The following is a 22,558-nucleotide window of genomic DNA, read 5'->3' as shown; positions in this document are numbered from 1 at the left end:
CGGCCTGACTTAGTTCTTCTGGCGTTGCGGGCGCACCCGGTCCCCAGGATTCAGGAAGCCGCCTGCCCGAAGGACGACCATTTCATTGCCGCTCAGCCCTTCGACGACGGCAATCCCGGCCGGTGTAACGGTACCGGTCTTGACCGGCCGACGCTCGGCCCGGTTGGCCTTGCTGACGACGTAGACGAAGTTGCCCTTGTCATCGCTCTGGATCGCGGATTCCGGCAGGACCGGTGCTTCCTGTGAACCGGCAACGATGCTGACCGATGCGAACCCGCCCGGACGCAGCGTTTCGTTATAGGGAAGTGCGATACGCGCCACGCCCTGCCGGTTTTGCATGTTGACCACCGGGGAAATCTGCCAAACCGATCCGGCATAGCTTTGCGCCGAGCCGACCGGGGTCACGCTGGCCGGAGCTCCGACCTTCAGGGTGACAAGGTCGGCCTCGCTCAGCTGTGCCTTCAGCTCCATTTCGCCGCCGCGAGCGACGCGGAACAAAGCGCCCGATCCGGGGCTCACGACCTGGCCCGGCTCGACGTTACGCTCAAGGACCAAGCCTGCCGCCGGTGAGCGAATATCCAGCCGGCCCATGCGGGCACGGCTTTCTGCAAGGCTTGCCTCGGAAACGCGGACACGCGCAGTTGCGGCGTCGCGGGCTGCCCGCTTGCGGTCGAGGTCCGCCTTCGAGACGAAACCGCGGCCGACCAGCGATTCGCTGCGTTCAAATTCATTCTGGGCCAGCGCTGCGTCGGCGCGGGCGACCTGGACCTGGGCTGCAAGCTGCTGCGTCTGACGTGCCTGGACGGCACGATCGATGACGGCAAGCGTCTGTCCGGCGCCAACCCACTGACCCGGCTGGACCAGGACCGAGGCGACCATTCCGCCTTCGCCGGCAACGCCAACCGGCATGTCGACGCGTGCTGCCAGCGATCCGGTGGCGGCAATTGCCCGCGCAACCTGGGTCCGGCCCGGTACGACCACGGTCACGGTCGGTACTTGCCCGCCGCCGGGACCTGCACCCGCTGCACCGGCAGCCTTTTCGTCGCCGCCCCGACCAAAGATCAGGAAGGCCGCCAGCAGGACAGCGATGCCCACCACCGCGGCGATGATGATGTTCCGCCGCCGCGTCGACCGGTCCACAACGACCAGTGTGTCGGAGCTGGAGAAACTCGTTTCCCGGTTCATAAGACGCATTCTTTCCACCAATCGTAATCAGCAGCAGCAACATAAGCTGCATTATGAGCTGCTTTCACTGTATTACGCAAATAAGTCACTCGGCGCAACTGCACTGCCTTCGCCGCTTGTGGAAAGGCTTTTTCTACGAACGGCGGCACCCCTTACACCGACGCGCGTTGTTGCAAAGCTGAAACGAGCGTGATCCAAGGTCGTTGCGCCGTTTTACCACAGGGAGGTAGTAAGGGATGATCGAAAACTACGGAATCCTTGGCTGGATTGTGATCGGCCTGCTGGCCGGCGGCATCGCCAAGCTGCTCATGCCCGGCAAGGACCCGGGAGGTTGCCTGATCACGATTCTGCTCGGCATCGCCGGGGCGCTGCTGGCAGGTTTCCTCGGAAAAGCGGTGGGATGGTATGATGAAAGCGAAGCCGCAGGCTTCGTTGCCGCCGTAATCGGCGCATTTCTCATACTTTTGGTATATCGGCTGGTTCTGCGGCGCCGCTGAACTTCTACCCCAAATCGTTCATATTGGGGCCATCGCGCATCATCCACGGTGCGCCGATGGCCCTGTTCGTTGGCGGGAGGTAATGATGCGGATGAGATTGGTTGCAGCGTTGGCACTGGCGGCGGCCCCGATGGCTATTGGTACGGCCCACGCCCAGACCGTGCCGGTTCAACTACCTGTACTGACCGGGACCCGCCTGGACGTCAGTGCGACCGGAGAGGTGACTCGGGTACCGGATATCGCGATCATTTCGGCGGGCGTTCAGACGCTTCAGCCGACCGCCACCGCCGCCATCGAGGAGAATGCGGCCCGCATGGATCGGGTTCGATCGGCGTTGAAACGGGCCGGGATCGAAGATCGGGACATCCAGACATCGTCGATCAACCTCAATCCGGAATATCAATATGATCAGAACCGGCCGCCGCGGCTGACCGGATACCGCGCGACGAACACGGTCAACGTGAAGTTTCGCGACCTGAAGCGGACCGGCACGATCCTCGATGCGCTGGTCGCGGAGGGCGCAAACCAGATCAACGGCCCGAACCTCACCATCGACAAGCCGGAATCGGCCCTCGACGAGGCCCGCACCAAGGCCATCGCCAACGGTCGCGCAAGGGCGGACCTTTATGCCCGGGCGCTTGGGATGCGGGTGGTACGGCTGATTTCCGTCAGCGAAGGCGGGGGCTATAATGTCCCGCCGCCAATGCCCATGATGGCGCAAATGGCGGAACGTGGAGCTGCCGCCGATACCAAGATCGATCCAGGCACGCAGCAGCTGCAGGTCAATGTGTCGATGAGCTTCGAGCTTCAGTAAGCCCAGCGCCCAAAAAGTAAGGCCGCCGCGGCTTGTGCCGGGCGGCCTTCTTCATTTGCGTCTGGTTTTCTGTCTAGCGCACGCTGCCGCGGCGAACGAGATTAACGACCGCAAGCAGGATGACTGCGCCAAGCAGCGACCAGAGGAAGGTTTCAACCGTCAGGCCCTGATTGATGTTGCCCTTGCCGAGTATGAATCCTGCCAGGACAGCACCGATAATGCCAACGACGATGTTCATGAGGATACCCTGTTGGGCATCGGTTCGCATGATGAGGCTAGCAAGCCAACCCACGACGCCGCCGACGATGAGCCAAATGATAATACCCATTGCGTTCCCTCCTGTTTTGGCGACCCCCATTAACGCGGGGCGCCTCACGACATCACAGACGCATGATGCCGGAATGTGTTCCGGGAAAGGAACGAATAAGTCTAGTATCGGAAGTGAAACGAAGCGCGGGGATGGGCCAAAAAGAAAGGGCCCCGCACTGCTGCGGAGCCCTTGATGTTTTCGCCGCTGGGGACGGACGAAGAAATCAGTAGCGCTGCTGGCGCTCATATTGGTCGCGGTAATGCTTGATACGGGTAACGCGCAGTCCGGGCATGCCCGAACGGTCGACCGCGCGCTGCCAGCCGGTGAACTCCTCGAGGCTCAGCGTATAGCGCTCGCAGGCCTCGTCGACCGTCAGCAGCCCGCCCGCAACCGCAGCCACAACCTCCGCCTTGCGGCGGACGACCCAGCGGGTCGTGCTGGCCGGCGGAAGCGAGTCGAGCGTCAGGGGTTCGCCAAGCGGGCCGATGACCTGTGCGGGACGAAATTTCTGATTCTCGAGCATTGCAAAACCTCAACCACGTTAAACTTTTGTCGATGGGCTATTTTTAACTGAAAGCCGTTGAGAAGGTCTGAAACACAACGGTAACCTTCCCCTTCATCAATCCTTATCGCTCGTTAACCATGACGGCTTCACCGCGCTGGCAAACGTGCCTTTCAACCGGCTTTTGGCGTCCATCCACCCCTCGCTGGCCGAGAGGAAACAGGCGATCGCCTCCTGCCTTTCCTTTCGGCCCGTTCCGGATGATCCGGACAGGGCCGAAAGAAGCTCGTCGACGTCGAGCTTCGCTTCCCCCACAGCCTTAAGATTGCCGTCGAATCGTGCCAATTAACGTCCCCCACATCCCTTACCGGGAACCCTGCTCTAGCCGGACAGGGTGAATTTCGAGTAAAGACCTGCCGATTCACACATCCGAAATGACGATAAATTTTCAGCTTGGCCGGCCAGCAGCCGATGCCCGTATCGTCGTCGCCATGTCGGGCGGCGTCGACAGCAGCGTCGTGGCGGCGCTGGCCGCGAAGACCGGCGCCGAGGTCATCGGCGTCACGCTCCAGCTCTACGATCATGGCGAAGCAGTGAAGCGCTCGGGCAGCTGCTGCGCAGGCCAGGACATTTATGATGCGAAGACCGTCTGCGACCGGCTCGGCATCGCGCACTATGTGCTCGACTACGAAAGCCGCTTCCGCACCGGCGTGATCGACCGATTCGCCGACGAATATGCTCAGGGACGCACACCAGTGCCCTGCAGCCTGTGCAACCAGGGCGTGAAGTTTACAGACCTGATCGGATTCGCGCGCGATCTCGGCGCGGATTGCCTGGCGACCGGCCATTATGTCCGCCGGGTCGAGCGCGAGGGCAGCGTGGAAATGTGGAAGGGCCGCGACCCGGCCCGGGACCAGAGCTATTTTCTTTATGGCACGACGCGCGACCAGCTCGACTATCTCCGCTTTCCGCTAGGCGATTTGCCGAAAAGCGAGACCCGCCGACTGGCGGTGGAGGCGGGCCTGGTTGTTGCCGACAAGCCGGACAGCCAGGACATCTGCTTCGTTCCCGACGGCGATTATGCCGGCCTTGTGAAGCGTCTGCGCCCGGAAACCGCGGCGCCGGGCCAGATTGTCGACCTCGAAGGCCGCGTGCTGGGCGAGCATCAGGGCGTCGTCCATTTTACCATCGGCCAGCGGCGCGGCATCGAGATCGGAGGGCAGCCGGAGCCGCTCTATGTCGTTCGGATCGAACCCGAAGAACAAAAGTTGGTGGTCGGCCCGCGCCGTGCTCTCGCGGTGGCAGCGGCCCGTGTCGAGGGCATCAACTGGCTGGCCGAGAATCAGGTCGAGGTAGAGGCCAAGGTCCGTTCCCTCGCAAAGCCCGTAAAGGGCAGCTGGGACGGAGAGCGGCTGACGTTCGCCGCTCCCGAATATGGAGTCGCGCCGGGCCAGTCAGCCGTTTTCTATGACGGAGATCGGCTGCTCGGTGGCGGGACGATCGTCGCGACGGAAGCTGCGGTGATCGACGAAGCAGTCGCTGCCTAGCGGTCGCCCGCTGCAATCGCCTGCGCAGCGGCATGAGCGCTGGCCCAGGCCCATTGGAAATTATAACCGCCGAGCCAGCCGGTAACGTCGACAGCTTCACCGATCGCATAGAGGCCGGGCACGCGTTTTGACTGCATAGTCTGTGATGACAATTCGGCTGTGCTGATGCCGCCGATGGTTACTTCCGCTTTGGCGAATCCTTCGCTGCCGTTCGGAATGAAATGCCAGTCGCCGAGGCGACGCTCGGCGCCTTCCAGGGCTTTGTCCGGAATATTGGCAAGCTCCCCTGAAAGGTTCAGCTGGTCACCAAGCGTTTCGGCAAGCCGATCCGGCAGACATCGTCCGAGCGCGCGACGAAGTGATATCCTCGGCTCCTCCCGCTTTGCCTGGCGAAGCCAGCCGGCGGCCTGGTCGGGAAGGAAATCGACTGCGACTGGTTCGCCGTGCCGCCAGTAGGACGAGGCCTGCAGGATAGCCGGACCCGACAGGCCGCGATGTGTAAACAGCGCCGCTTCGCGAAACTTCCCCTTGCCCGTGCTGGCGATGACGTTCGCGGAAACGCCCGACAATGATTTGAACAAGGCCTGGCCCTCAGGGAGCGTCAACGGGACCAGTGCCGGGCGCGGCTCGACGATCTTATGACCGAAGCGCCGCGCGACGTCATAGGCAAAGCTGGTCGCGCCAAGCTTGGGAATGGACAGGCCGCCACTCGCGAGCACCAAAGCGGGTGCCTTTGCCTCCGATTGACCGAAACTGGCATGGAAGTGGCCGTCGCGATGGTCGACCGTTGCCGCTTGGCCGAATGCGGTTTCAACACCGCCTTCGGCACATTCGTCCAGCAACATCGCGACGATTTGTTTTGAAGAGCCATCGCAGAATAGCTGCCCGAGCGTCTTTTCGTGCCAGGCGATGCGATGACGATCGACCAGAGCAATGAAATCCGCAGGGGTAAATCGCCCGAGCGCCGACTTGGCGAAGTGCGGGTTGGCGGACAGGAAATTGGCGGCCGAAGCGCCGATGTTCGTAAAGTTGCATCGACCTCCGCCCGATATCAGGATCTTTCTGCCCGGTTCTGGCGAATGATCGATAAGGAGGATGCGGCGACCACCCTGTCCGGCGAGCGCCGCGCAAAACATCCCCGCCGCACCGGCACCGATAATGATTGCATCGAAGTGGCGAGTTGCCGGCATCTGCCGCCCCTAGCGGCTCGGATCGGTAATGGCGACCTATCGGGCTTTCCCCGATTGCGCCGAACAATCACGACTCCATGCTAGCGGCTGCTGCCAGGAGCCCGTCATGTCGGAAAACGAAGCTGCCTTGAGCGCGCTGCGCCATGTAATCGACGCCATGAATAGCGGAGAGAATAGCGCCGGCCTTTCGGCAATGAGCGAAAATGTAGTCATCATCGATGACGTTGCCCCATTCCAAAGGGCAGGCCGCGACGAGGCCGAGCAATGGTTCCGGCGTCTCGCAAATGCCCGCAACCGCCTCCATGCTTCGCTAAGTCTCGACGTTGCCGACGTACAAGTGTCCGGCGACAGGGCCTATGTCGTCGCCCCCGGGCATCTGAATGGCAGGCTCTCCGACGCCGATTTCCACGTGGATGGAGTCGTTACGTCCACCCTGACCGAGCGCGATGGAAGCTGGCTGGTCGACAGCCTGATCTGGAGCCGCGGGCGCTAGCTAAAGCTGGAAGTAGCCCTCGATCACCGTGACTGCGTGGCCGCCGAGGATCACCCGATCGCCGCGCAACTCGCACTCCAGCAGGCCGGTCCGCTTGCTTGCCTGAAGCGCAGTGAAGCGGTTCCTGCCCAGGCGTTCGGCCCAGAAGGGCACAAGGGCGGCATGGGCGGATCCGGTCACCGGATCCTCATCGATCCCCGCGTAAGGGACGAACACCCGGCTGGCGATGTCTTGCTTGTCGCCGGGCGCCGTCACGATCGCCATGCGGTGGATTTTGCCGAGCGCCGTGAAGTCGGGCGCGACCGCTCGCACTTCGGATTCGCTGTCGACGGCGACGATGACGCTGTCGTTGCAGCCTTCGGCGAACCACAAGGGACGATCCGATAGGCCCAGCGCCTTGCAAACTTCCGGTTCCGACACTTGCTTTAGCGGCGCAGCTGGTAGGTCCAGTTTCAGCAAGCCGGGATCTTCCTCGTCGCGAGCGACGATGAGCACTCCGGACTTGGTCGAAAAGCGAACCTGTTGCCCGTGCATCAATATGTGACCGGCAGCCAAGGTCGCATGGCCGCAAAGCGGTACCTCGACCGCCGGTGTGAACCAGCGAAGGTCATAATCGGCGTCGTCACGGTCGCTCGGCACGGTAAAGGCCGTTTCGCTGAGATTATTCTCCGCCGCGATCGCCTGCATCACATCTTCCGGCAGCCAATGATCGAGCGGCATCACGGCCGCAGGATTTCCTGCAAAGGGCTTCTCGGCAAAGGCATCGACCTGGAAAATGGGATGCGGAGTCATCGCGCGCTCTCCGTCAAATGCTTGGGCAGGATTCCCTCGCGGTCGGTATGGCCCTCGGGGTCCAGGTGAATGATGATTTCGGTCCGCGGGAAGCGATGCTGCAGCTTTTCCTCCACTGCATCCATCCGGTCATGCGCCTCCGTCACCGTCCAGTCGCCGGGCACCCAGACATGGAACTGGACGAAGCGGTGGGCGCCCGACGTCCGGGTTCTGAGGTCATGGAGTCCGGCCAGCTCGGGATACTCCTGCGCCGCCGCGATGAACGCTTCGCGCTCCTCCTCGGGCCATTCGCGGTCCATCAGCTGGTCGACCGAGTGGCTTGCGGCGCCCCAGGCGCCGTACATCAGCCAGCCTGCGATGGCGAAACCGAACAGAGGATCGGCGAGACGCCAGCCAAGAATCTGGTCCAGGACCAGTGCGCCGATGACCGACAGGTTCAGGAGGACATCGGTCTGGTAGTGAACGTGATCGGTCAGGATCGCGACAGATCCGGTCCGCTTGATGACGTAACGCTGATAGGCGAGCAGTCCGAGGGTCGCGACCATTGCGATGATCGACACGCCGATGCCCAGTTCAAGGCCCTGGGTCGGCGCCCCGCTCTGCAGCCGGTCGAATGCCCGCCAGGCGATTCCGACTGCGGAAACGGTGATGAGGGTCACCTGCGTTAGCGCGGCCAGCGCCTCTGCCTTGCCGTGGCCGTAACGATGCTCCTCGTCGGCCGGCATCGCCGCCCAGCGGACGCCAAGGAAGGTGATCAGGCTGGCGATGAAATCCAGCGTAGTGTCGGCGAGTGATCCCAGCATCGCCACCGAACCCGTGTCCCAGCTGGCCCAGGTCTTCAGCGCGACCAGGAACAGCGCCATGGTAATGCTGGCAAGCGCCGCTCTGGCCGTCAGCGAGGCCCGCTCGGCATGGTGATGGCCGTGACCATGATGGTGGTTTCCATGGCCGTGGGCGTGATGATGGTGGGCGCCGCTCATGGATAGAGCAGCCCTTCGATCCAGCTGCCGTCCTCCTGAGCGAGGAACAGGCGGCGCTCATGCAGCCGGTGTTCGCGGTCCTGCCAGAATTCCATGACCAGCGGCAGCACGCGATATCCGCCCCAATTCGATGGCCGCGGCACGGCCTCGCCTTCGAACCGTTGCTTCACCTGCTCGTAACGGTCCTCAAACGTGGCACGATCGGGGAGTGGACTCGATTGGTCGGAGGCCCAGGCGCCTAGTTGCGATTCCCTCGACCGCGTGGCGAAATATGCGTTGGCCTCGTCGTCGGATACTCGCTCGACCCAGCCTTCTACTCGCACCTGGCGCCGCAACGACTTCCAGTGGAAAAGCAGGGCCGCGTTCGGGTTCTCCGCAAGGTCCTGGCCCTTGTTGCTGTCCTCATTCGTGTAGAAAACAAAACCGTCGGGCCCATGGCCTTTCAGAAGGACCATTCGGACGCTGGGATCGCCATCCTTGTCGGCCGTCGCCAGGGCCATCGCATCGGGATCATTGATCTCGGAAGCCTTCGCCTCCGCAAACCAGCTGTCGAAAAGGGCAATGGGATCGTCGGCCATGCGGCGCATTTGCCCGGTTGCCGCCAACCTGTCGAGGCTCCGTGACGCTTGACGGCGGCGGGCCGGGCATTGAAACGGGGGCGCGAAGGGAAACGAATGGACCTGTATCAGCAGCTGGGCGTCAATCGCGGGGCAAGCGAAGCCGAAATCAAAAAGGCTTATCGCAGCCTTGCCAAGCAGCTGCACCCGGACCGCAACAAGGACAATCCCAAGTCGGCGGAACGCTTCGCCCAGGTTACCAAGGCCTATGACCTGCTGTCCGACAAGGACAAGCGCGCCCAATATGACCGGGGCGAAATCGACGAGGACGGCAATCCGCGAATCCCGTTCGGCGGTGGTTTCGGCGGCGGTGCGCGCTCCAGGCCTGGCGGGGCAGCAGGTGGTTACGAAGGTTTCCCCGGAGGCTTCTCGGGCGATACCGCCGATCTTTCCGACCTGTTCGAGGGACTGTTCGGTGCCGCCACTTCGGGTCGGCGCGGGGCGGGCAGCGGCGGCCCGTTTGGCGGATTCGGCAGGGCTAGGGCACCGCAAAAGGGAGCCGACAGCGCCTATCGGCTAAAAGTGGCCTTCGTCGATGCTGCAACACTCAAGGAGCAGCGAGTTACGCTGTCGGGTGGCCGGACCATCGATCTCAAGCTCCCAAAGGGGGTCGAAGACGGCACCAAGATCCGCCTCTCCGGCCAGGGTCAGGAAGGGCAGGGCGGACGAGGCGACGCAATCGTCACGATCGAGATCGGCGCCCACCCTTTCTACACTCGAGAGGGTAAGAATATCCGCCTGACCTTGCCCATCACGCTGAAGGAGGCTGTGCTCGGCGGCAAGGTCAAGGTTCCGACACCAGAGGGCCCCGTGATGCTGACGGTTCCCAAGGGCTCGACGTCGGGTAAGCAGCTGAGGATCAAGGGACGGGGCTTTACCGGCAAGGACGGCAATCGAGGCGACCTGTTGATCCAGCTTGCGATCGACCTTCCCGCACAAGACGATGCACTGCATCAGTTTGCCGAAAATTGGGAAGGCGGCGGCAACCCGAGGGCTTCGCTAGGGGTTTAGCGCCCCCAGAACGACAAGGCGGCTGAATGAAGGAATATCACCCGCAATCGCCCGAAGCACGACGCAAGCGCATGGCTCGTCTGCGCGCCCGCTTCGGCAAGGCGGCGATCGAGCGGGCCAAGCGTGAAATTCGGCCCCTGATCGTCGCCAAGCGGGTCGGCATCGGCCTTTACGACGATGGGTTCATCCACGCCGGTAATCTCGCCTATCTGTCGCTTCTCGCGCTATTTCCCTTCTTCATCCTGGCCGCGGCCATTGCGCGGCTGCTGGGGCGGACCGAGGATACGGCATTGGCGGTCAAGGCGATCCTCGGCCGGCTTCCGTCCGACGTTGCCAGTGTCCTTGCCAACCCGGTGACGGAAGTGCTCGAAGGGCGCTCCGGAATGCTGCTGTGGTTCGGCGCCGCTGTCGGCCTGTGGACCGCCGCAAGCTTTATCGAGACGATCCGCGACATCCTGCGCCGCGCCTACGGCGTCAAATATTCGGCTAGCTTTTGGCAATATCGGCTAGCGGCGATGGCCATCACCCTGGGATCGGTCATCCTTCTGATGACTGCGTTCGGCGTTTCCGTCTTCCTCTCGTCCGCCCACCATTTCGTGGTTGAGGCGCTGCCCTTTTCCGAAGGGATCGGGAGGCGCCTTGGTTTCTACAAGATCGTCCCGGCGGTGACGCTGTTCGCGACCTTCTACATCATCTTCCTGGTCCTCACGCCGGCGCGCTACCGAACGATCGAGTGCCGCAAATGGCCCGGCGCATTCGTCGTCACGGTCTGGTGGCTGCTGACAGTAGAGCTTCTACCGGACGTCATCGGCTTCTTCGGGGGGTACGAGATGACCTACGGCAGCCTCGCCGGGGTCATGGTCGCGCTGCTGTTCTTCTTCGTCATCGGCCTTGGCGTCGTTGCGGGAGCGGAACTCAACGCCGCCCTAGTCGAGCCGGGCGGAAAGGCGCTAAGGGGCGAAATATATGAAGGGCCGTACCGGGATGAAGTGCCGGTAGAGGAACCGGCCCCGGAAGAAGACAGATTGCGCGAACAGCGCGGGGAAAGAGGGGTATAGCCAATGGGCGGTTTGATGTCGGGAAAGCGCGGCCTCATCATGGGACTCGCGAACGACCGATCTCTGGCCTGGGGAATCGCCAAGGCGCTTCGCGACCAGGGCGCGGAGCTGGCGTTCAGCTATCAGGGCGAAGCGCTTGAGAAGCGGGTGCGCCCACTGGCCGAGCAGCTTGGCAGCGACCTGCTGATCGACTGCGACGTCAGCGACATGGCGGCGCTGGACCAGGCGTTCGACGATCTGAAGAAGCGCTGGGACGGCCTCGACTTCGTCGTCCATGCGATTGGCTTTTCCGACAAGAACGAGCTTCGCGGCGGCTATGTCGACACCAGCCTCGACAACTTCCTGATGACGATGAACATCTCTGTCTACAGCTTCGTCGCCGTCGCCCAGCGGGCCAGGGCGATGATGAAAGAGGGCGGGTCGCTGCTGACTCTTTCCTATTATGGCGCGGAAAAGGTCATTCCTCATTACAATGTGATGGGCGTCGCCAAGGCCGCCCTGGAAACCAGCGTCAAATATCTGGCGGCGGACCTCGGTCCGGAAGCGATCCGCGTCAACGCGATCAGCGCCGGTCCGATCAAGACGCTTGCCGCCAGCGGAATCGGCGATTTCCGCTACATCATGAAGTGGAACGAATATAACTCGCCGCTTCGCCGCAACGTCACGATCGAGGATGTCGGCGGCGCCGGACTCTACCTGCTGTCTGACCTGGCGGCCGGCGTCACGGGCGAGATCCACCACGTCGACGCGGGCTATAACGTCGTCGGCATGAAGGCCGAGGACGCGCCCGACATCAGCGTGGTGTGATGGCCCGGATCGGCCGCCACGTTCGCATCTTTGGCCGGGTCCAGGGCGTATTCTTTCGCGGCTGGACGCAGCAGCAGGCCGATGATCTCGGCGTTGCCGGCTGGGTTCGCAATTGCCCGGACGGTAGCGTCGAGGCGCATCTTGCGGGCGAGGAGGCGGTCGTTCAGCAGCTGATCGAACGGCTCCGCGATGGTCCGCCTTCCGCGATCGTCGACCGGTTCGACGTTGCCGAAGCCGAACCTCAGGCGGGCGAGGAGTTTGAGGTCCGCCACTAGCCAAATTCATTCGATCGGAACGCTAACTTCACTATTTGCATGGGCGATGCGACCATTTTTGTGAAGTTAGCCGGGGCTCGCAGCCGCACCCAAGAATGTTGACGATGCGAAAAAGCCGCCGGCTTCATCCCATATTTGACGGGCTGTAGGACAGGAAATTCAAGCCGCGGGCAATGCTCGGGAGGCAGTTGCGCTTGCGTGAGCCGACGCCCCGTCAGACCGAAGTGAAACCCTCGGCCGCCAGCGCGCAATAATATCTTGGCTGGATCGTCTTTGCCGCCAAAACCGCACTGCTTCTAAATGGCCACAGTGTTGCGAAATCGGTGGCGTGACGGCCACATGATCATGGCCACCTCGTATCCCCGAAGCTATCTCGATGACGGGGGGTCCGCCACGTTTTCAACTATGCCGTGGCGGGCCTTTCTTCCTTCTGCACTACGAAGCGAACGGGTCGCTCACCAGGATCGTATCGTCACGCTGCGGTGAGGTGCTGACAAGTGCTACCGGGCAGCGGATCAGCTCCTCGATCCGGCGGACATATTTGATCGCCTGCGCCGGAAGGTCGGCCCAGCTGCGCGCACCCGCGGTCGTCCCGCTCCAGCCGCGCATTTCTTCGTAAATGGGTTCTGCGCGCGCCTGGTCGAGAGAATGGGGCGGAAGATAGTCGTAAACCGTATCGCCGATGCGATATCCGGTGCAGATCTTCACTGTCTCCAGGCCGTCCAGCACGTCGATCTTGGTGAGCGCGATGCCGGTGACGCCGCTAACCGCGGCCGACTGGCGCACCAGTACCGCATCGAACCAGCCGCAGCGGCGCTGGCGCCCGGTGACGGTACCGAACTCATGGCCGCGCTCGCCGAGGCGCTGTCCGATCTCGTCCTCAAGCTCGGTCGGGAAGGGGCCGGAACCAACGCGAGTCGTATAAGCCTTGACGATTCCGAGCACGAAACCAGCGGCCCCGGGCCCCATGCCACTGCCTGAACCGGTTGTGCCCGCCACCGTGTTGGACGAGGTGACGAACGGATAAGTGCCATGATCGACGTCGAGCAGCACGCCCTGCGCGCCTTCGAACAGGATCCGGCGACCGCGGCGGCGTGCGTCGTCAAGGTCGCGCCAGACCGGCCGCGCGAAGGACAGGACGAACTCGGCGATCTCGGCGAGATCATTCTTCAACCGTTCACGGTCGACCGGCTCTCGCCCGAAGCCAGCGCGTAGATGATCATGATGGGCGCACAGGCGATCGAGCAGGGGATCGAGCTCGCCCAAATGAGCAAGATCGCAAACTCGGATGGCGCGGCGGCCGACCTTGTCCTCATAGGCCGGACCAATGCCGCGGCGGGTTGTTCCGATTTTGCCCGCGCCGGACGCATCCTCGCGAAGCGCGTCGAGGTCGCGGTGGATGGGCAGGATCAGCGGGCAGGTTTCAGCGATCATCAGCACGTCCGGAGTGATGGTCACGCCTTGCTCGGCAAGCTTTTCGACTTCGGCCTTCAATGCCCAAGGGTCCAGGACCACGCCATTGCCGATGACCGACGGCGTTCCGCGAACGATTCCGGACGGGAGCAGGGATAGCTTGTAGGTCTGGTCGCCGACGACCAGCGTGTGACCGGCGTTGTGGCCGCCCTGGAATCGTACGACCATGTCGGCACGGCTGGCGAGCCAGTCGACGATCTTGCCTTTGCCCTCGTCGCCCCATTGCGCGCCGATGACGGTTACGTTGCCCAAGACGAATCCCCTTAGCGGTTGCGGGCGCGCTCTAGGCGAGCCGGGCACGGCGGTCAAAGTGTCGGGTCAGGTCATTTCAATGGCCGAAGGCCGGCAAATCGGCTATGAGGCCGACCATCAAAATCGTGAGGGGGTAATTGTGCTCACGTTGCTATTCGCTCTCCAAGCCGCCGCTCAATATGCTCCAGTGCAGGGCAGGGTCGATCCAATCGTAGTTGTCGGCAGACCAATCGACGATGCCAGGTCCAAACTCAACGCGTGCCTGGCTCGGCACTGCAAGACGGACGAGGATGTCGCGGCGACCCTTGCCTTGGCCGAAACGCAGTTGCTCGACGGGAAGTATCGCGATGCCAGAAAGACACTTCTGGCGTCGCTCGATCGCAACGAGGATTTCGCCAAGGCTTATCCTGTCCCGGTTTCCCAACTTTACCGGGCAAACGGGAAGGTTGCGGCGAACCTTGGTTTCGACAGGGATTATTTCCGCTCGACCTTTGGCATCTATCATACGCTGAAGAACGGCCTGCCACCTGACGATTCTCGTAAATATACGGCGCTGATGGAAGTCGCCGAGATGATGTACCGCACCGAGGGGCATACCAGGGCGCGCTATTATTACGATCGGCTAGCCGATGAGGCGCGGAAGGACGGTCGAGACGATATTGCCGCCATTGCCGAGCTCCGCTCCGCTATTCGCCACCTGCCGCAGGGCAGCGAGATGCAAATGGCCGCAATCCGGAAAGTCGCGGGGCTTCAGGGAGAGCGGATGCGGGCCCCGGTGCTGGAAGCGAAGCTGGCACTGGCGAAGATGGCCTATCAAAAAGGCGACGAGGCCGGCGCCCAGGCGATCCAGAATGAGCTTGCACAGCTCAATATCAAGCGGCCGATGCTCATATACCAACCGAGCTATGCAATGGTGCAACGGGAGCTCGACAGCGGCAGCGAGTTCAACTTCCCGATGGAAGGGGCACCGGCCATCGGCGGCGAAGTGTCAGGGATGCCGCAACAAAGCGCCTCTGCCGAGGGTCGCGCTTCGGTCACGAATAGCATCACGGCAATGCAGTGGTCATCGATCAAGCGGATTTCCGGCAATTTCGATGACATGTGGGCTGACGTGACCTTCCGCATCACGCCGGAAGGCAGGGTCTCCGACGTGAAGATCACCAAGAGCAAGGGGGACCTTTTCTGGACGAAACCGCTCCTCGCCTCGCTCAGCATGCGCCGCTACACGGCCGGCAAGCTCAACGACCCTGCCTCGGTTCGGTCCGAACGCTACACCTATACGTCCGGCTATGAAGGACAGACCGGCACGAGGGCCCAGCAGCGTTCGCCCAAGGCTCGTGTCGAATATATGGACCTGAGCGACATCGCCTCGACGGAATGAGCCGTTAGACCCGGTTGCCCGCTTACCATTTCGTCAACCATGCGCGGTCAGCCGCCGTTCAGTGGACCTCCTGTTGTTTGACGCGCGATCCGTCCGGCTTGGGAGGGTGAAATGCGTTGGACGTTGATAGGCGCGCTGTGCGTTATTGCACTTGGCGGAATCGCACTGGGCCAGCGCGAACGGCTTCCTGCCGAATGCCGGCAGGAGATCGTCCAACTCTGCCGGGGCGCGGGGGGCGGCTTTCGCCAGTGCGTACGAACGGCGCTGCCCAAGCTCAGCGATCCTTGCCGAAAGGCGATCGGCGCGCGCGACGCCGCACCAATCGCGGGTGCGACCGAACATGCCTTCGGGCCCGATCCCAAGCAAAGGCTCGACCTGGTCAAACCGGCTGGGGTTTCCAGGGCGCCGGTCCTTCTATTCGTTCATGGCGGCGGCTGGTCGATCGGTGACAAGCGTCACGCCGCGGGTGACAAGTCGGCCTGGGCCAACGAAAATGGCTGGGCCTTCGCCACTGCCAACTATCGTCTGGTGCCGCAGGCGACTGTCGAGAACCAGGCGGCCGATGTTGCCAGCGCCATTGCATGGCTCCGTACCAATGCACGACGCGAGGGCCTCGACCCCGACCGCATCGTTTTGATGGGCCATAGCGCAGGCGCACACCTCGTGGCGCTAGTCGGCACCGATCCGCAATATTTGAACGCCGCCGGGGTGCCGATGAACGCAATCAAGGGCGCCGTGCTGCTGGATGGCGCCGGATACGACATCGCGCCTCAGGCGAATTCAAAGCTCAACCCGGTCAAGCCAATGTATGAGGCCGCTTTCGGCAACGATCCGAAGCGGCAGGCAGAACTATCGCCGACGCTGCAGGCGGCCGCGCCCAACGTGGACCGTTGGCTGATCTTGCCCGTCGCGAGCCGCATTGATTCGCGTAACCAGTCCAACGGCCTGGCCGACGCCCTCAATCGAGCTGGCGCGAGTGCCGAGGTTGTCGCTGTTCCGGGCGAAAATCATGGCTCGCTCAACAAAGGGCTGGGCGAGACGGGCGACTTCGCGACGGAGCAGGTCGATAAATTCCTGGCCGGGGCTCGCTAGAACCTTAGCGGCACTACGTCCCGGACGCCCTCCAGCTTCGCCAGCGTCGCGACCATCTCTACCGGCACGTCGCCATCGACTGCGACCAGTGCCACCGCCTCGCCCAGCGCCTCGCGGCGGCCGAGGTTGAAGGTGGCGATGTTGATCCCGGCTTCGCCTAGCGCGGTTCCGAGCCGGCCGATAAAGCCGGGTGTATCGGTGTTGACGATGTAGATCATCGTGCCCTGGAGTTCGGCCTCGACCTCCACGCCGAACAGCTCCACCAACCGCGGCGCCTTGTTGCCGAACAGCGTACCGGCAACTCGTACCGTTCCCTTCGACGTGCCGACTTCGACGGCAACCAGCGTGTGATAATCGCCCTCGCGGTCGTGCCGGACCTCGCGAACGTCGAGCCCGCGCTCCTTGGCGAGATAGGGCGCGTTCACCATATTCACGGTCTGCGAATATGTGCCCATCAGGCCGGCCAGAACCGCACCGGTGATCGGCTTCTGGTTCAGTTGCGCGGCAGCGCCCTCGACTTCGACCGAGACCGACCGGACGTCTTCGCCCAGGATCTGGCCGACCAGCTTCCCGAGCTTCTCCGCCAGCGACATATAGGGTTTCAGACGCGGCGCTTCCTCAGCGGTTAGCGACGGCATGTTGATGGCGTTGGTGACTCCGCCAAGCAGCAGGAAATCGCTCATCTGCTCGGCCACCTGGATCGCGACATTGACCTGCGCCTCGCTGGTGGACGCGCCGAGGTGGGGCGTCGAAATGAAGCCCGGCGTTCCGAATAGCGGCGAAGCGGTGGCCGGCTCGCTTTCGAACACGTCCAGCGCCGCTCCGGCGACCTGGCCGCTCTCCAGCGCGTCCTTCAACGCCGCTTCGTCGATCAGCCCGCCTCGCGCGCAATTGATGATGCGCACGCCCTTCTTCGTCTTGCCGAGGTTCTCACGGGACAAGACGTTCCGGGTTTGGTCGGTCAGCGGCGTGTGGAGCGTGATGAAATCGGCGCGCCTGAGCAGCTCGTCCAGCTCCACCTTGTCGACGCCGAGTTCGACCGCGCGTTCGGGCGTGAGGAAGGGGTCGAACGCCGCGACCTTCATCTTGAGGCCAAGCGCCCGGGTCGCGACGATCGATCCGATATTGCCGCACCCGATGAGGCCCAATGTCTTGCCGGTTACCTCGACGCCCATGAAGCGGTTCTTTTCCCACTTGCCTGCCTGGGTCGAGGCGTCGGCCTCGGGCAGCTGCCGGGCCAGTGCGAACATCAGGGCGATCGCATGTTCGGCGGTGGTAATCGAATTGCCGAACGGCGTGTTCATCACCACGACACCACGCGCGGTCGCAGCCGGAATATCGACATTGTCGACCCCGATCCCGGCCCGGCCGACGACCTTCAGGTTCGTAGCGGCCTCCAGCAGGCCCTTCGTCGCCTTTGTGGCCGAGCGGATGGCGAGGCCGTCATAGTCGCCGATGATCGCCTTCAACTCGTCGGGTGTAAGGCCGGGCTTTTCGTCGACCTCGATCCCGCGTTCGCGGAAGATCGCCGCGGCCTTCGGGTCCATCTTGTCGGAAATCAGTACCTTGGTCATTCGATCGATTCCTCTTCGATCATCATGTCAGCGAAGGCTGGCATCCATGTTTTCGAGGACATGGGCCCCAGCCTTCGCTGGGGCGACGGAACTAATTTTTCAGTTCGCTCCAGGCCCAGTCGAGCCACGGCCCGAGGGCCTCGATGTCGGCGGTGTCGACGGTTGCGCCACACCAGATTCTGAGGCCCGGCGGTGCGTCGCGATAGCCGGCGATGTCATAGGCAACGTCTTCGCTTTCGAGCAGCTTGGCGAAGCGCTTGATGAAGTCCGCGTCCGCGCCGTCGACGGTAAGACAAACGCTGGTCTTCGACCGGCTTGCCGGGTTCTGGGCCAAATGGCCCAGCCAGTTGCGTGCCTCGACGATCCGGTTGAGCGCGGCTGCATTGGCTTCGGTCCTTGCCTTCAATCCATCGGGACCGCCGACCGACCGGGCCCATTCGAGCGCGACGATCGCATCCTCGACGGCCAGCATCGACGGCGTGTTGATCGTTTCGCCGGTAAAGATGCCTTCGATCAGCTTGCCACCCTTGGTCAGGCGGAACAGCTTCGGCAGCGGTCGATCGGGCGTGAAGCTTTCCAGCCGCTCGACGGCGCGAGGGCCGAGGATCAGCACGCCATGCGCGCCCTCTCCACCGAGCACCTTCTGCCAGCTGAACGTGGCGACATCGATCTTCTCCCACGGAAGGTCGTAGGCGAAGACGGCGCTGGTAGCGTCGGCGAAGCTCAGGCCTTCACGGTCGGCCGCTATCCATTTGGCATCGGGAACGCGTACGCCCGAGGTCGTCCCGTTCCAGGTGAACAGCACGTCGTTCGACCAGTCGACCGCGTCCAGGTCGGGCAGCGCGCCATAATCGGCGCGAATGACCGTCGGATCGAGCTTCAGTTGCTTGACCGCATCGGTGACCCAGCCTTCGCCGAAGCTTTCCCAGGCAAGGCAGGTGACGGGGCGCGCGCCGAGCATCGTCCACATCGCCATTTCGAAGGCGCCGGTGTCGGATCCAGGTACGATCCCGATTCGATGGGTGTCTGGCAGCCGGAGCATCTCGCGCATCAGGTCGACGCACAGCTTTAGCCGTTCCTTGCCAAGGCCGCTGCGATGCGACCGGCCGAGAATCCGGGTGTCGATTTTGTCGGGGGTCCAGCCCGGCGGCTTGGCGCAGGGACCGGAAGAGAAATACGGGCGCTGAGGGCGCACCGCAGGCGGGGTATTCGTCAACATAACTCTCCTCTCAGAGAGCACGCGCCGCGTTGGGACGGCGTGGCCCGCCACAGGCTTTAGCGGCAATATTCGCCGCGCGGAAGGTGCGGAAATGCAACGGAAGAAAAGATTCGGATGCGAACCGTTCGCAACGTTTCGTCGCTAAATTCTGGTTAAACTCTTAACCTAACGCAACCTCCACAACGGTTCGTCGTGGCTCGCACGCACTTCACCCTGCCTAGAGGAACCCAAGGTTGAATTGATTAACCAACCGGGGTCACTGTCACGGCTCGGCAGTCGAGGGCAATCGCCTGTCGTGCTTACTAGGGGCTGGGGAGCTCCAAAAATTTGGATCACTGCACTGGGCCGGAAGTGTTGGGCCCCGTGACATGAGGAGTTTGTTGGAGCCATGAGTCAGGCAATCGCGACAGCCAAGCTTTTCCAAGCGCGAGACCTGTTCGTCCACGACGGCAGTCATCTGCGCCGCCTGCGTCTGTCGACGCCGGTGCAGATGGCAATGCTTGTCGCCGTGGTCCTGTTGCTTACGTGGTCGGCCTATTCGGCGTTCCGGCTCTTCCTCGTTCCAACTCCCCAAGCGGCCGCTCCAGCGGCCGTTTCTTCAGATATAGCCCGCCTGGCAGCCGCTACCGAAGCGCGCGTCCGGCAGATCGAACAGCGCCAGAAGATCCTCGCCGCGATGATTTCCGGGCAGAAGGTCGATCCGGAAGTGATCGCCAAGCTCGGTTACACCGACGGATTGGGCACCGGCGGCGCGCAGGGCGGCCCGTTTGATTCGGCCAGCCAGTCGGACCCGACCTTCAAGTCGCTGTTCACCAGCTGGAAGAAGCTCGACAATCTCGCCGACGGCGCAATTGCCGTTCCTTCCGACAAGCCGGTCAAGACCGCCGAGTTCACCTCGGGCTACGGCATTCGGTCCGATCCTTTCCGTGGCGGCGCCGCGCGCCACCAGGGCATCGATCTTGCCGCTCCGCTCGGCACGCCGATTTACGCGACCGCCGACGGCACCATTCTCGAAGCCGGCTACAACAGCGGCGGCTACGGCAACCTCATCAAGGTCGACCATGGCCGCGGTATCGAAACCCGCTACGGTCACCTTTCGCGGATCCTGGTCAGCGCGGGCCAGCGCATCACTCGCGGCCAGCTGATCGGCCACATGGGCTCGACCGGCCGTTCGACCGGCAGCCACCTTCACTATGAAGTCCGGATCGACGGCCGCGCCGTCAACCCGATCCCCTTCATGAAGTCCAACGACTATCTGCTTGCGATGCAGAAGAAGGGCGGCGGAACCCACTCGATGGACGCAGTCGCGCTGGGTGGACCGAAGCGCTAAGGTTGCCGCATCGGACCCGCGACCCTATCTCGCGGACGTGACCCAAGTTTCCTTGACCTCCAGCGCCGCCAAGCGCGTGGCCTTCATCGCCGGCAAGCAGGGCAAGCCCGCCGTGCTCCGCCTGGCCGTGGACGGCGGCGGATGCGCCGGCTTTTCCTATCGCTTCTCGCTAGGCGACCTTGAGGAAGGCGACGCCGTGGCGGTTACCGACGGGGTTACCCTTGTCGTTGACCCCGTCAGCCTTGACCTCGTTGAGGGAAGCCAGGTGGATTATGTCGAGGATCTTGGAGGCGCCTCGTTCAAGGTGACCAATCCAAATGCATCCTCGGGCTGCGGCTGCGGCTCGAGCTTCAGCGTCTAAAACCGTCAAGCTAATCATTTGCCTGCTCCATGGGCGGCATGGCCCGCCATTTGGGTGCTGCCATGCGCGCAACTGACATTGGGGTTGAACTGGGCGAACATGCCGCTCGGATTGTCCCGGTACAGCCAGACATGCAGGTCGTAATGCGGCTCGAACATGTGGGCCTCGTCGACCTTGGTGGCCGGGTTGTCCTCCATCTTGTCGAATGACTTCCCCTGGTAGGTCGGCGGAGCCTTGTTGCCGGCGGCTTCCCACGCCTTGATGAAGACCAGATTCTCCACCGCGACCAGCTGATGTGATCCATCGGCTTGCGGCTCGTAGATCAGGATCGCGGGCTTGTTGAAGTCCGTGTGCGTGCCGGTGCCGCTGACGCGCGGGTTGGGCGGCGCGGTAATGCCCAGCAAGTCCGGCCGGAAATAATGGACGCCCATCGATCCCAGCGCTGCGGATCGGCCCATCATTGTCGCCGTGTCGCAGACATTGCCAGGATCGCGGATATATCCTTCGGCCAGCGCGACGTTGACGTCGCGAAAGCGTTCGGTCGCATTGCGGACAGCCGCCAAGTCGGGCTCGACCGGATTGCTCAGCGCGGTCCCACCAATGGACGACAGCAGCACAAGCCCCAAAAGGCTTCGATTGATCATCATATTCCCCTGTTTTTTGGATAGGTTGCGGAGCGGCGCCCCCGTTAGAGCCACCCATCAAAGCAATTGCTTCGATGGCGCCCCTGGCCGCCGCTCCGCTCGCCCCCGAAAACCTAAATGGGCATCGTGTTGACGCCGACCGCCATTTGCACGGCAAGCAGCACCGTATTGACGAGCAACAAGCCGCCAAGGCCGAATGTCATGCGTGCGGTCATCATCGAAAATCTGCCCCTTTTTCAGCGGCATTGCCGCCAGCCATCCCTTTGACGGAGCCGATCGGGGTTTACCACGGGACGTTGCGGCAAATTGCTGCTCACAATCTGCATTGTTGAGCGGCTTGTTGACGGATTGTGCGGAAATGTGCGGATATAGGCGGAATTGCAGGGCGGGGCCCGAGTCCATGCACGTCGACGTCGAAATCGAAGGTGGAGAAGCGATCGCATTGCGCGTTCGCGAGGAGCTGGCACGCCGGCGCCTGTCGCGGCAGTGGCTCGCCGACGAGGCACGTGTCAGCCTCTCGACGCTTGAAAAGGCGCTCGCCGGTCGTCGTCCCTTCACCCTCGCCACGGTCGTTCGTCTAGAGGATGCCTTGGGCACGAGCCTGCGCGGAGTTCCGGCGCCGACCGTCCATACCTTCGCGCCGGAATCGATGGGTGCCTACGCCAGGCCGGCCGTCCAATGGCTGGAAGGAAGCTACCTTACCCTACGACCCTCATTCAGCGAACAAGGCGCCGTCTTCGCCTATCTGACGGAGATCGGCTGGGACGATGTGAAGGGCCATCTCGTCTTCAGCGAGGCCGGCCGGCTCGACGCCCAATATGAGCAGAAGGGCTTCGTTTCCTTTCCCAATCTTTCCGGCGCCATTTACCTGGTGACCATCAGTGACGGTCAGTATCGCCTGGCACTGCTCAATCGGCCCGTAGGCGGGGGAACGATCTGCGGCATCCTGATGACCTTGGCGGCGGGGCAGGGGGCGCAGCTCATTCCATCAGCCGTCCCGATCGCCCTGGTGCCGATGGCGGGCCGGCCGGAGCCGCAGCTGGGCGTTGTCCGGCACGGCGACGCCGCATATGAAGAATATCGCAGCTGCGTCGATCGGATCGCCGAAGGCGGCTTCGCGCTGTTTCCTGTCTAAGCCCTCTTCGCGCCGGGCG

Annotated in this window: 25 protein-coding genes; 13 read left to right on the top strand and 12 right to left on the bottom strand. The window is 62.8% G+C overall.

Annotation, left to right across the window (positions count from 1 at the left end; genetic code table 11):
* Positions 1-9 precede the first annotated feature (9 nt).
* Positions 10-1,185, bottom strand: a complete 1,176-nt coding sequence (locus LZ496_RS06465) for an efflux RND transporter periplasmic adaptor subunit (RefSeq protein ID WP_249903765.1) — start codon at positions 1,183-1,185, stop codon at positions 10-12.
* Between the two features lie 236 nt (positions 1,186-1,421).
* On the opposite strand from LZ496_RS06465, the gene LZ496_RS06460 reads away from it, so the two are divergent.
* Together LZ496_RS06460 and LZ496_RS06455 are read left to right on the top strand one after the other, a co-directional pair.
* The gene (locus LZ496_RS06460; RefSeq protein ID WP_249903764.1) at positions 1,422-1,682 is read left to right on the top strand and encodes a GlsB/YeaQ/YmgE family stress response membrane protein; all 261 of its coding nucleotides are present in this window, start codon (positions 1,422-1,424) and stop codon (positions 1,680-1,682) included.
* 91 nt (positions 1,683-1,773) lie between these two features.
* Complete coding sequence (locus tag LZ496_RS06455) at positions 1,774-2,496, top strand: SIMPL domain-containing protein (RefSeq protein WP_249903763.1); 723 nt, start codon at positions 1,774-1,776, stop codon at positions 2,494-2,496.
* A gap of 73 nt (positions 2,497-2,569) precedes the next feature.
* Here LZ496_RS06455 and LZ496_RS06450 read toward each other — a convergent pair whose 3' ends face one another.
* The 3 genes from LZ496_RS06450 to LZ496_RS06440 all read right to left on the bottom strand — a co-directional run bounded on the left by LZ496_RS06450 (position 2,570) and on the right by LZ496_RS06440 (position 3,653).
* Positions 2,570-2,824 carry a GlsB/YeaQ/YmgE family stress response membrane protein gene (locus tag LZ496_RS06450; protein WP_249903762.1) on the bottom strand — a complete coding sequence of 85 codons (255 nt, stop codon included), beginning with the start codon at positions 2,822-2,824 and terminating at the stop codon, positions 2,570-2,572.
* A gap of 205 nt (positions 2,825-3,029) precedes the next feature.
* The gene (gene sciP, locus LZ496_RS06445) at positions 3,030-3,329 is read right to left on the bottom strand and encodes a CtrA inhibitor SciP (protein WP_249903761.1); all 300 of its coding nucleotides are present in this window, start codon (positions 3,327-3,329) and stop codon (positions 3,030-3,032) included.
* Between the two features lie 96 nt (positions 3,330-3,425).
* On the bottom strand, positions 3,426-3,653 hold the full coding sequence (locus LZ496_RS06440) for a hypothetical protein (RefSeq protein ID WP_249903760.1): 228 nt from the start codon (positions 3,651-3,653) through the stop codon (positions 3,426-3,428).
* An 89-nt stretch (positions 3,654-3,742) separates the two neighbouring features.
* On the opposite strand from LZ496_RS06440, the gene mnmA reads away from it, so the two are divergent.
* Positions 3,743-4,855: a tRNA 2-thiouridine(34) synthase MnmA gene (gene mnmA, locus LZ496_RS06435; RefSeq protein ID WP_249903759.1), complete on the top strand. Its 1,113-nt coding sequence runs from the start codon at positions 3,743-3,745 to the stop codon at positions 4,853-4,855.
* Here mnmA and LZ496_RS06430 read toward each other — a convergent pair.
* Positions 4,852-6,045 carry a BaiN/RdsA family NAD(P)/FAD-dependent oxidoreductase gene (locus tag LZ496_RS06430; RefSeq protein WP_249903758.1) on the bottom strand — a complete coding sequence of 398 codons (1,194 nt, stop codon included), beginning with the start codon at positions 6,043-6,045 and terminating at the stop codon, positions 4,852-4,854. The genes mnmA and LZ496_RS06430 overlap by 4 nt on opposite strands.
* A 106-nt stretch (positions 6,046-6,151) precedes the next feature.
* Between LZ496_RS06430 and LZ496_RS06425 the strand changes: the two genes are divergently transcribed.
* Positions 6,152-6,538 (top strand): nuclear transport factor 2 family protein, encoded by a 387-nt coding sequence (locus LZ496_RS06425; RefSeq protein WP_249903757.1) that lies wholly within the window; start codon positions 6,152-6,154, stop codon positions 6,536-6,538.
* Here LZ496_RS06425 and LZ496_RS06420 read toward each other — a convergent pair whose 3' ends face one another.
* From LZ496_RS06420 to pdxH, 3 genes are read right to left on the bottom strand one after another with little or no spacing between them, the layout of a single operon-like run.
* Positions 6,539-7,330, bottom strand: coding sequence for a PhzF family phenazine biosynthesis protein (locus tag LZ496_RS06420; RefSeq protein WP_249903756.1), 792 nt, complete (start codon positions 7,328-7,330; stop codon positions 6,539-6,541).
* On the bottom strand, positions 7,327-8,310 hold the full coding sequence (locus tag LZ496_RS06415) for a cation diffusion facilitator family transporter (RefSeq protein ID WP_283937890.1): 984 nt from the start codon (positions 8,308-8,310) through the stop codon (positions 7,327-7,329). Before LZ496_RS06415 ends, LZ496_RS06420 begins: the two co-directional genes overlap by 4 nt.
* Entirely contained in the window at positions 8,307-8,888 is a 582-nt protein-coding gene (gene pdxH / locus LZ496_RS06410) for a pyridoxamine 5'-phosphate oxidase (protein WP_249903755.1), read from the bottom strand. Before pdxH ends, LZ496_RS06415 begins: the two co-directional genes overlap by 4 nt.
* Before the next feature lie 96 nt (positions 8,889-8,984).
* On the opposite strand from pdxH, the gene LZ496_RS06405 reads away from it, so the two are divergent.
* From LZ496_RS06405 to LZ496_RS06390, 4 genes are read left to right on the top strand one after another with little or no spacing between them, the layout of a single operon-like run.
* Positions 8,985-9,938: a DnaJ C-terminal domain-containing protein gene (locus LZ496_RS06405; protein WP_249903754.1), complete on the top strand. Its 954-nt coding sequence runs from the start codon at positions 8,985-8,987 to the stop codon at positions 9,936-9,938.
* 26 nt (positions 9,939-9,964) lie between these two features.
* Positions 9,965-10,996: a YihY/virulence factor BrkB family protein gene (locus LZ496_RS06400; protein ID WP_249903753.1), complete on the top strand. Its 1,032-nt coding sequence runs from the start codon at positions 9,965-9,967 to the stop codon at positions 10,994-10,996.
* A gap of 3 nt (positions 10,997-10,999) precedes the next feature.
* Positions 11,000-11,803 (top strand): enoyl-ACP reductase FabI, encoded by an 804-nt coding sequence (gene fabI / locus LZ496_RS06395; RefSeq protein WP_249903752.1) that lies wholly within the window; start codon positions 11,000-11,002, stop codon positions 11,801-11,803.
* Positions 11,803-12,078, top strand: coding sequence for an acylphosphatase (locus LZ496_RS06390; RefSeq protein ID WP_249903751.1), 276 nt, complete (start codon positions 11,803-11,805; stop codon positions 12,076-12,078). Before fabI ends, LZ496_RS06390 begins: the two co-directional genes overlap by 1 nt.
* Positions 12,079-12,513: 435 nt before the next feature.
* Here the strand turns inward: LZ496_RS06390 and LZ496_RS06385 are convergent, their stop codons facing one another.
* Positions 12,514-13,803, bottom strand: coding sequence for an adenylosuccinate synthase (locus tag LZ496_RS06385; protein WP_249903750.1), 1,290 nt, complete (start codon positions 13,801-13,803; stop codon positions 12,514-12,516).
* On the opposite strand from LZ496_RS06385, the gene LZ496_RS06380 reads away from it, so the two are divergent.
* Both LZ496_RS06380 and LZ496_RS06375 read left to right on the top strand, forming a co-directional pair.
* A complete protein-coding gene (locus tag LZ496_RS06380; protein WP_249903749.1) occupies positions 13,784-15,184 on the top strand; it encodes a TonB C-terminal domain-containing protein in 1,401 nt (466 codons plus the stop codon). The two genes, LZ496_RS06385 and LZ496_RS06380, sit on opposite strands and share 20 nt — an antisense overlap.
* 111 nt (positions 15,185-15,295) lie before the next feature.
* A complete protein-coding gene (locus LZ496_RS06375; RefSeq protein ID WP_249903748.1) occupies positions 15,296-16,276 on the top strand; it encodes an alpha/beta hydrolase in 981 nt (326 codons plus the stop codon).
* On the opposite strand, the gene serA is transcribed toward LZ496_RS06375, so the two are convergent.
* Positions 16,273-17,850, bottom strand: a complete 1,578-nt coding sequence (serA, locus tag LZ496_RS06370) for a phosphoglycerate dehydrogenase (protein ID WP_249903747.1) — start codon at positions 17,848-17,850, stop codon at positions 16,273-16,275. The genes LZ496_RS06375 and serA overlap by 4 nt on opposite strands.
* Positions 17,851-17,941: 91 nt before the next feature.
* Entirely contained in the window at positions 17,942-19,069 is a 1,128-nt protein-coding gene (locus LZ496_RS06365) for a phosphoserine transaminase (protein ID WP_249903746.1), read from the bottom strand.
* 388 nt (positions 19,070-19,457) lie between these two features.
* Here LZ496_RS06365 and LZ496_RS06360 point away from each other — a divergent pair, with 388 nt between their 5' ends.
* Positions 19,458-20,399 (top strand): M23 family metallopeptidase, encoded by a 942-nt coding sequence (locus LZ496_RS06360; RefSeq protein WP_249903745.1) that lies wholly within the window; start codon positions 19,458-19,460, stop codon positions 20,397-20,399.
* Positions 20,400-20,436: 37 nt separating this feature from the next.
* On the top strand, positions 20,437-20,760 hold the full coding sequence (locus LZ496_RS06355) for a HesB/IscA family protein (protein ID WP_249903744.1): 324 nt from the start codon (positions 20,437-20,439) through the stop codon (positions 20,758-20,760).
* A gap of 14 nt (positions 20,761-20,774) precedes the next feature.
* On the opposite strand, the gene LZ496_RS06350 is transcribed toward LZ496_RS06355, so the two are convergent.
* Positions 20,775-21,404, bottom strand: coding sequence for a hypothetical protein (locus LZ496_RS06350; RefSeq protein WP_249903743.1), 630 nt, complete (start codon positions 21,402-21,404; stop codon positions 20,775-20,777).
* Between the two features lie 400 nt (positions 21,405-21,804).
* On the opposite strand from LZ496_RS06350, the gene LZ496_RS06345 reads away from it, so the two are divergent.
* Positions 21,805-22,539, top strand: coding sequence for a helix-turn-helix domain-containing protein (locus LZ496_RS06345; RefSeq protein ID WP_249903742.1), 735 nt, complete (start codon positions 21,805-21,807; stop codon positions 22,537-22,539).
* Positions 22,540-22,558 lie beyond the last annotated feature (19 nt).

It is taken from the genome of Sphingomonas caseinilytica, assembly GCF_023516455.1.
Classification (GTDB): domain Bacteria; phylum Pseudomonadota; class Alphaproteobacteria; order Sphingomonadales; family Sphingomonadaceae; genus Sphingomicrobium; species Sphingomicrobium caseinilyticum.
Note: the sequence above shows the minus strand (reverse complement) of the source record. Positions and strands in the feature narration are given on the sequence as shown.

Coding starts and splice junctions, on each gene's coding strand:
- LZ496_RS06465 (WP_249903765.1), bottom strand. CDS start 1,185: ATGAACCGGGAAACGAGTTTCTCCAGCTCCGACACACTGGTCGTTGTG.
- LZ496_RS06460 (WP_249903764.1), top strand. CDS start 1,422: ATGATCGAAAACTACGGAATCCTTGGCTGGATTGTGATCGGCCTGCTG.
- LZ496_RS06455 (WP_249903763.1), top strand. CDS start 1,774: ATGAGATTGGTTGCAGCGTTGGCACTGGCGGCGGCCCCGATGGCTATT.
- LZ496_RS06450 (WP_249903762.1), bottom strand. CDS start 2,824: ATGGGTATTATCATTTGGCTCATCGTCGGCGGCGTCGTGGGTTGGCTT.
- sciP (WP_249903761.1), bottom strand. CDS start 3,329: ATGCTCGAGAATCAGAAATTTCGTCCCGCACAGGTCATCGGCCCGCTT.
- mnmA (WP_249903759.1), top strand. CDS start 3,743: ATGACGATAAATTTTCAGCTTGGCCGGCCAGCAGCCGATGCCCGTATC.
- LZ496_RS06430 (WP_249903758.1), bottom strand. CDS start 6,045: ATGCCGGCAACTCGCCACTTCGATGCAATCATTATCGGTGCCGGTGCG.
- LZ496_RS06425 (WP_249903757.1), top strand. CDS start 6,152: ATGTCGGAAAACGAAGCTGCCTTGAGCGCGCTGCGCCATGTAATCGAC.
- LZ496_RS06420 (WP_249903756.1), bottom strand. CDS start 7,330: ATGACTCCGCATCCCATTTTCCAGGTCGATGCCTTTGCCGAGAAGCCC.
- LZ496_RS06415 (WP_283937890.1), bottom strand. CDS start 8,310: ATGAGCGGCGCCCACCATCATCACGCCCACGGCCATGGAAACCACCAT.
- pdxH (WP_249903755.1), bottom strand. CDS start 8,888: ATGGCCGACGATCCCATTGCCCTTTTCGACAGCTGGTTTGCGGAGGCG.
- LZ496_RS06405 (WP_249903754.1), top strand. CDS start 8,985: ATGGACCTGTATCAGCAGCTGGGCGTCAATCGCGGGGCAAGCGAAGCC.
- LZ496_RS06400 (WP_249903753.1), top strand. CDS start 9,965: ATGAAGGAATATCACCCGCAATCGCCCGAAGCACGACGCAAGCGCATG.
- fabI (WP_249903752.1), top strand. CDS start 11,000: ATGGGCGGTTTGATGTCGGGAAAGCGCGGCCTCATCATGGGACTCGCG.
- LZ496_RS06390 (WP_249903751.1), top strand. CDS start 11,803: ATGGCCCGGATCGGCCGCCACGTTCGCATCTTTGGCCGGGTCCAGGGC.
- LZ496_RS06380 (WP_249903749.1), top strand. CDS start 13,784: ATGACGGTTACGTTGCCCAAGACGAATCCCCTTAGCGGTTGCGGGCGC.
- LZ496_RS06375 (WP_249903748.1), top strand. CDS start 15,296: ATGCGTTGGACGTTGATAGGCGCGCTGTGCGTTATTGCACTTGGCGGA.
- serA (WP_249903747.1), bottom strand. CDS start 17,850: ATGACCAAGGTACTGATTTCCGACAAGATGGACCCGAAGGCCGCGGCG.
- LZ496_RS06365 (WP_249903746.1), bottom strand. CDS start 19,069: ATGTTGACGAATACCCCGCCTGCGGTGCGCCCTCAGCGCCCGTATTTC.
- LZ496_RS06360 (WP_249903745.1), top strand. CDS start 19,458: ATGAGTCAGGCAATCGCGACAGCCAAGCTTTTCCAAGCGCGAGACCTG.
- LZ496_RS06350 (WP_249903743.1), bottom strand. CDS start 21,404: ATGATCAATCGAAGCCTTTTGGGGCTTGTGCTGCTGTCGTCCATTGGT.
- LZ496_RS06345 (WP_249903742.1), top strand. CDS start 21,805: ATGCACGTCGACGTCGAAATCGAAGGTGGAGAAGCGATCGCATTGCGC.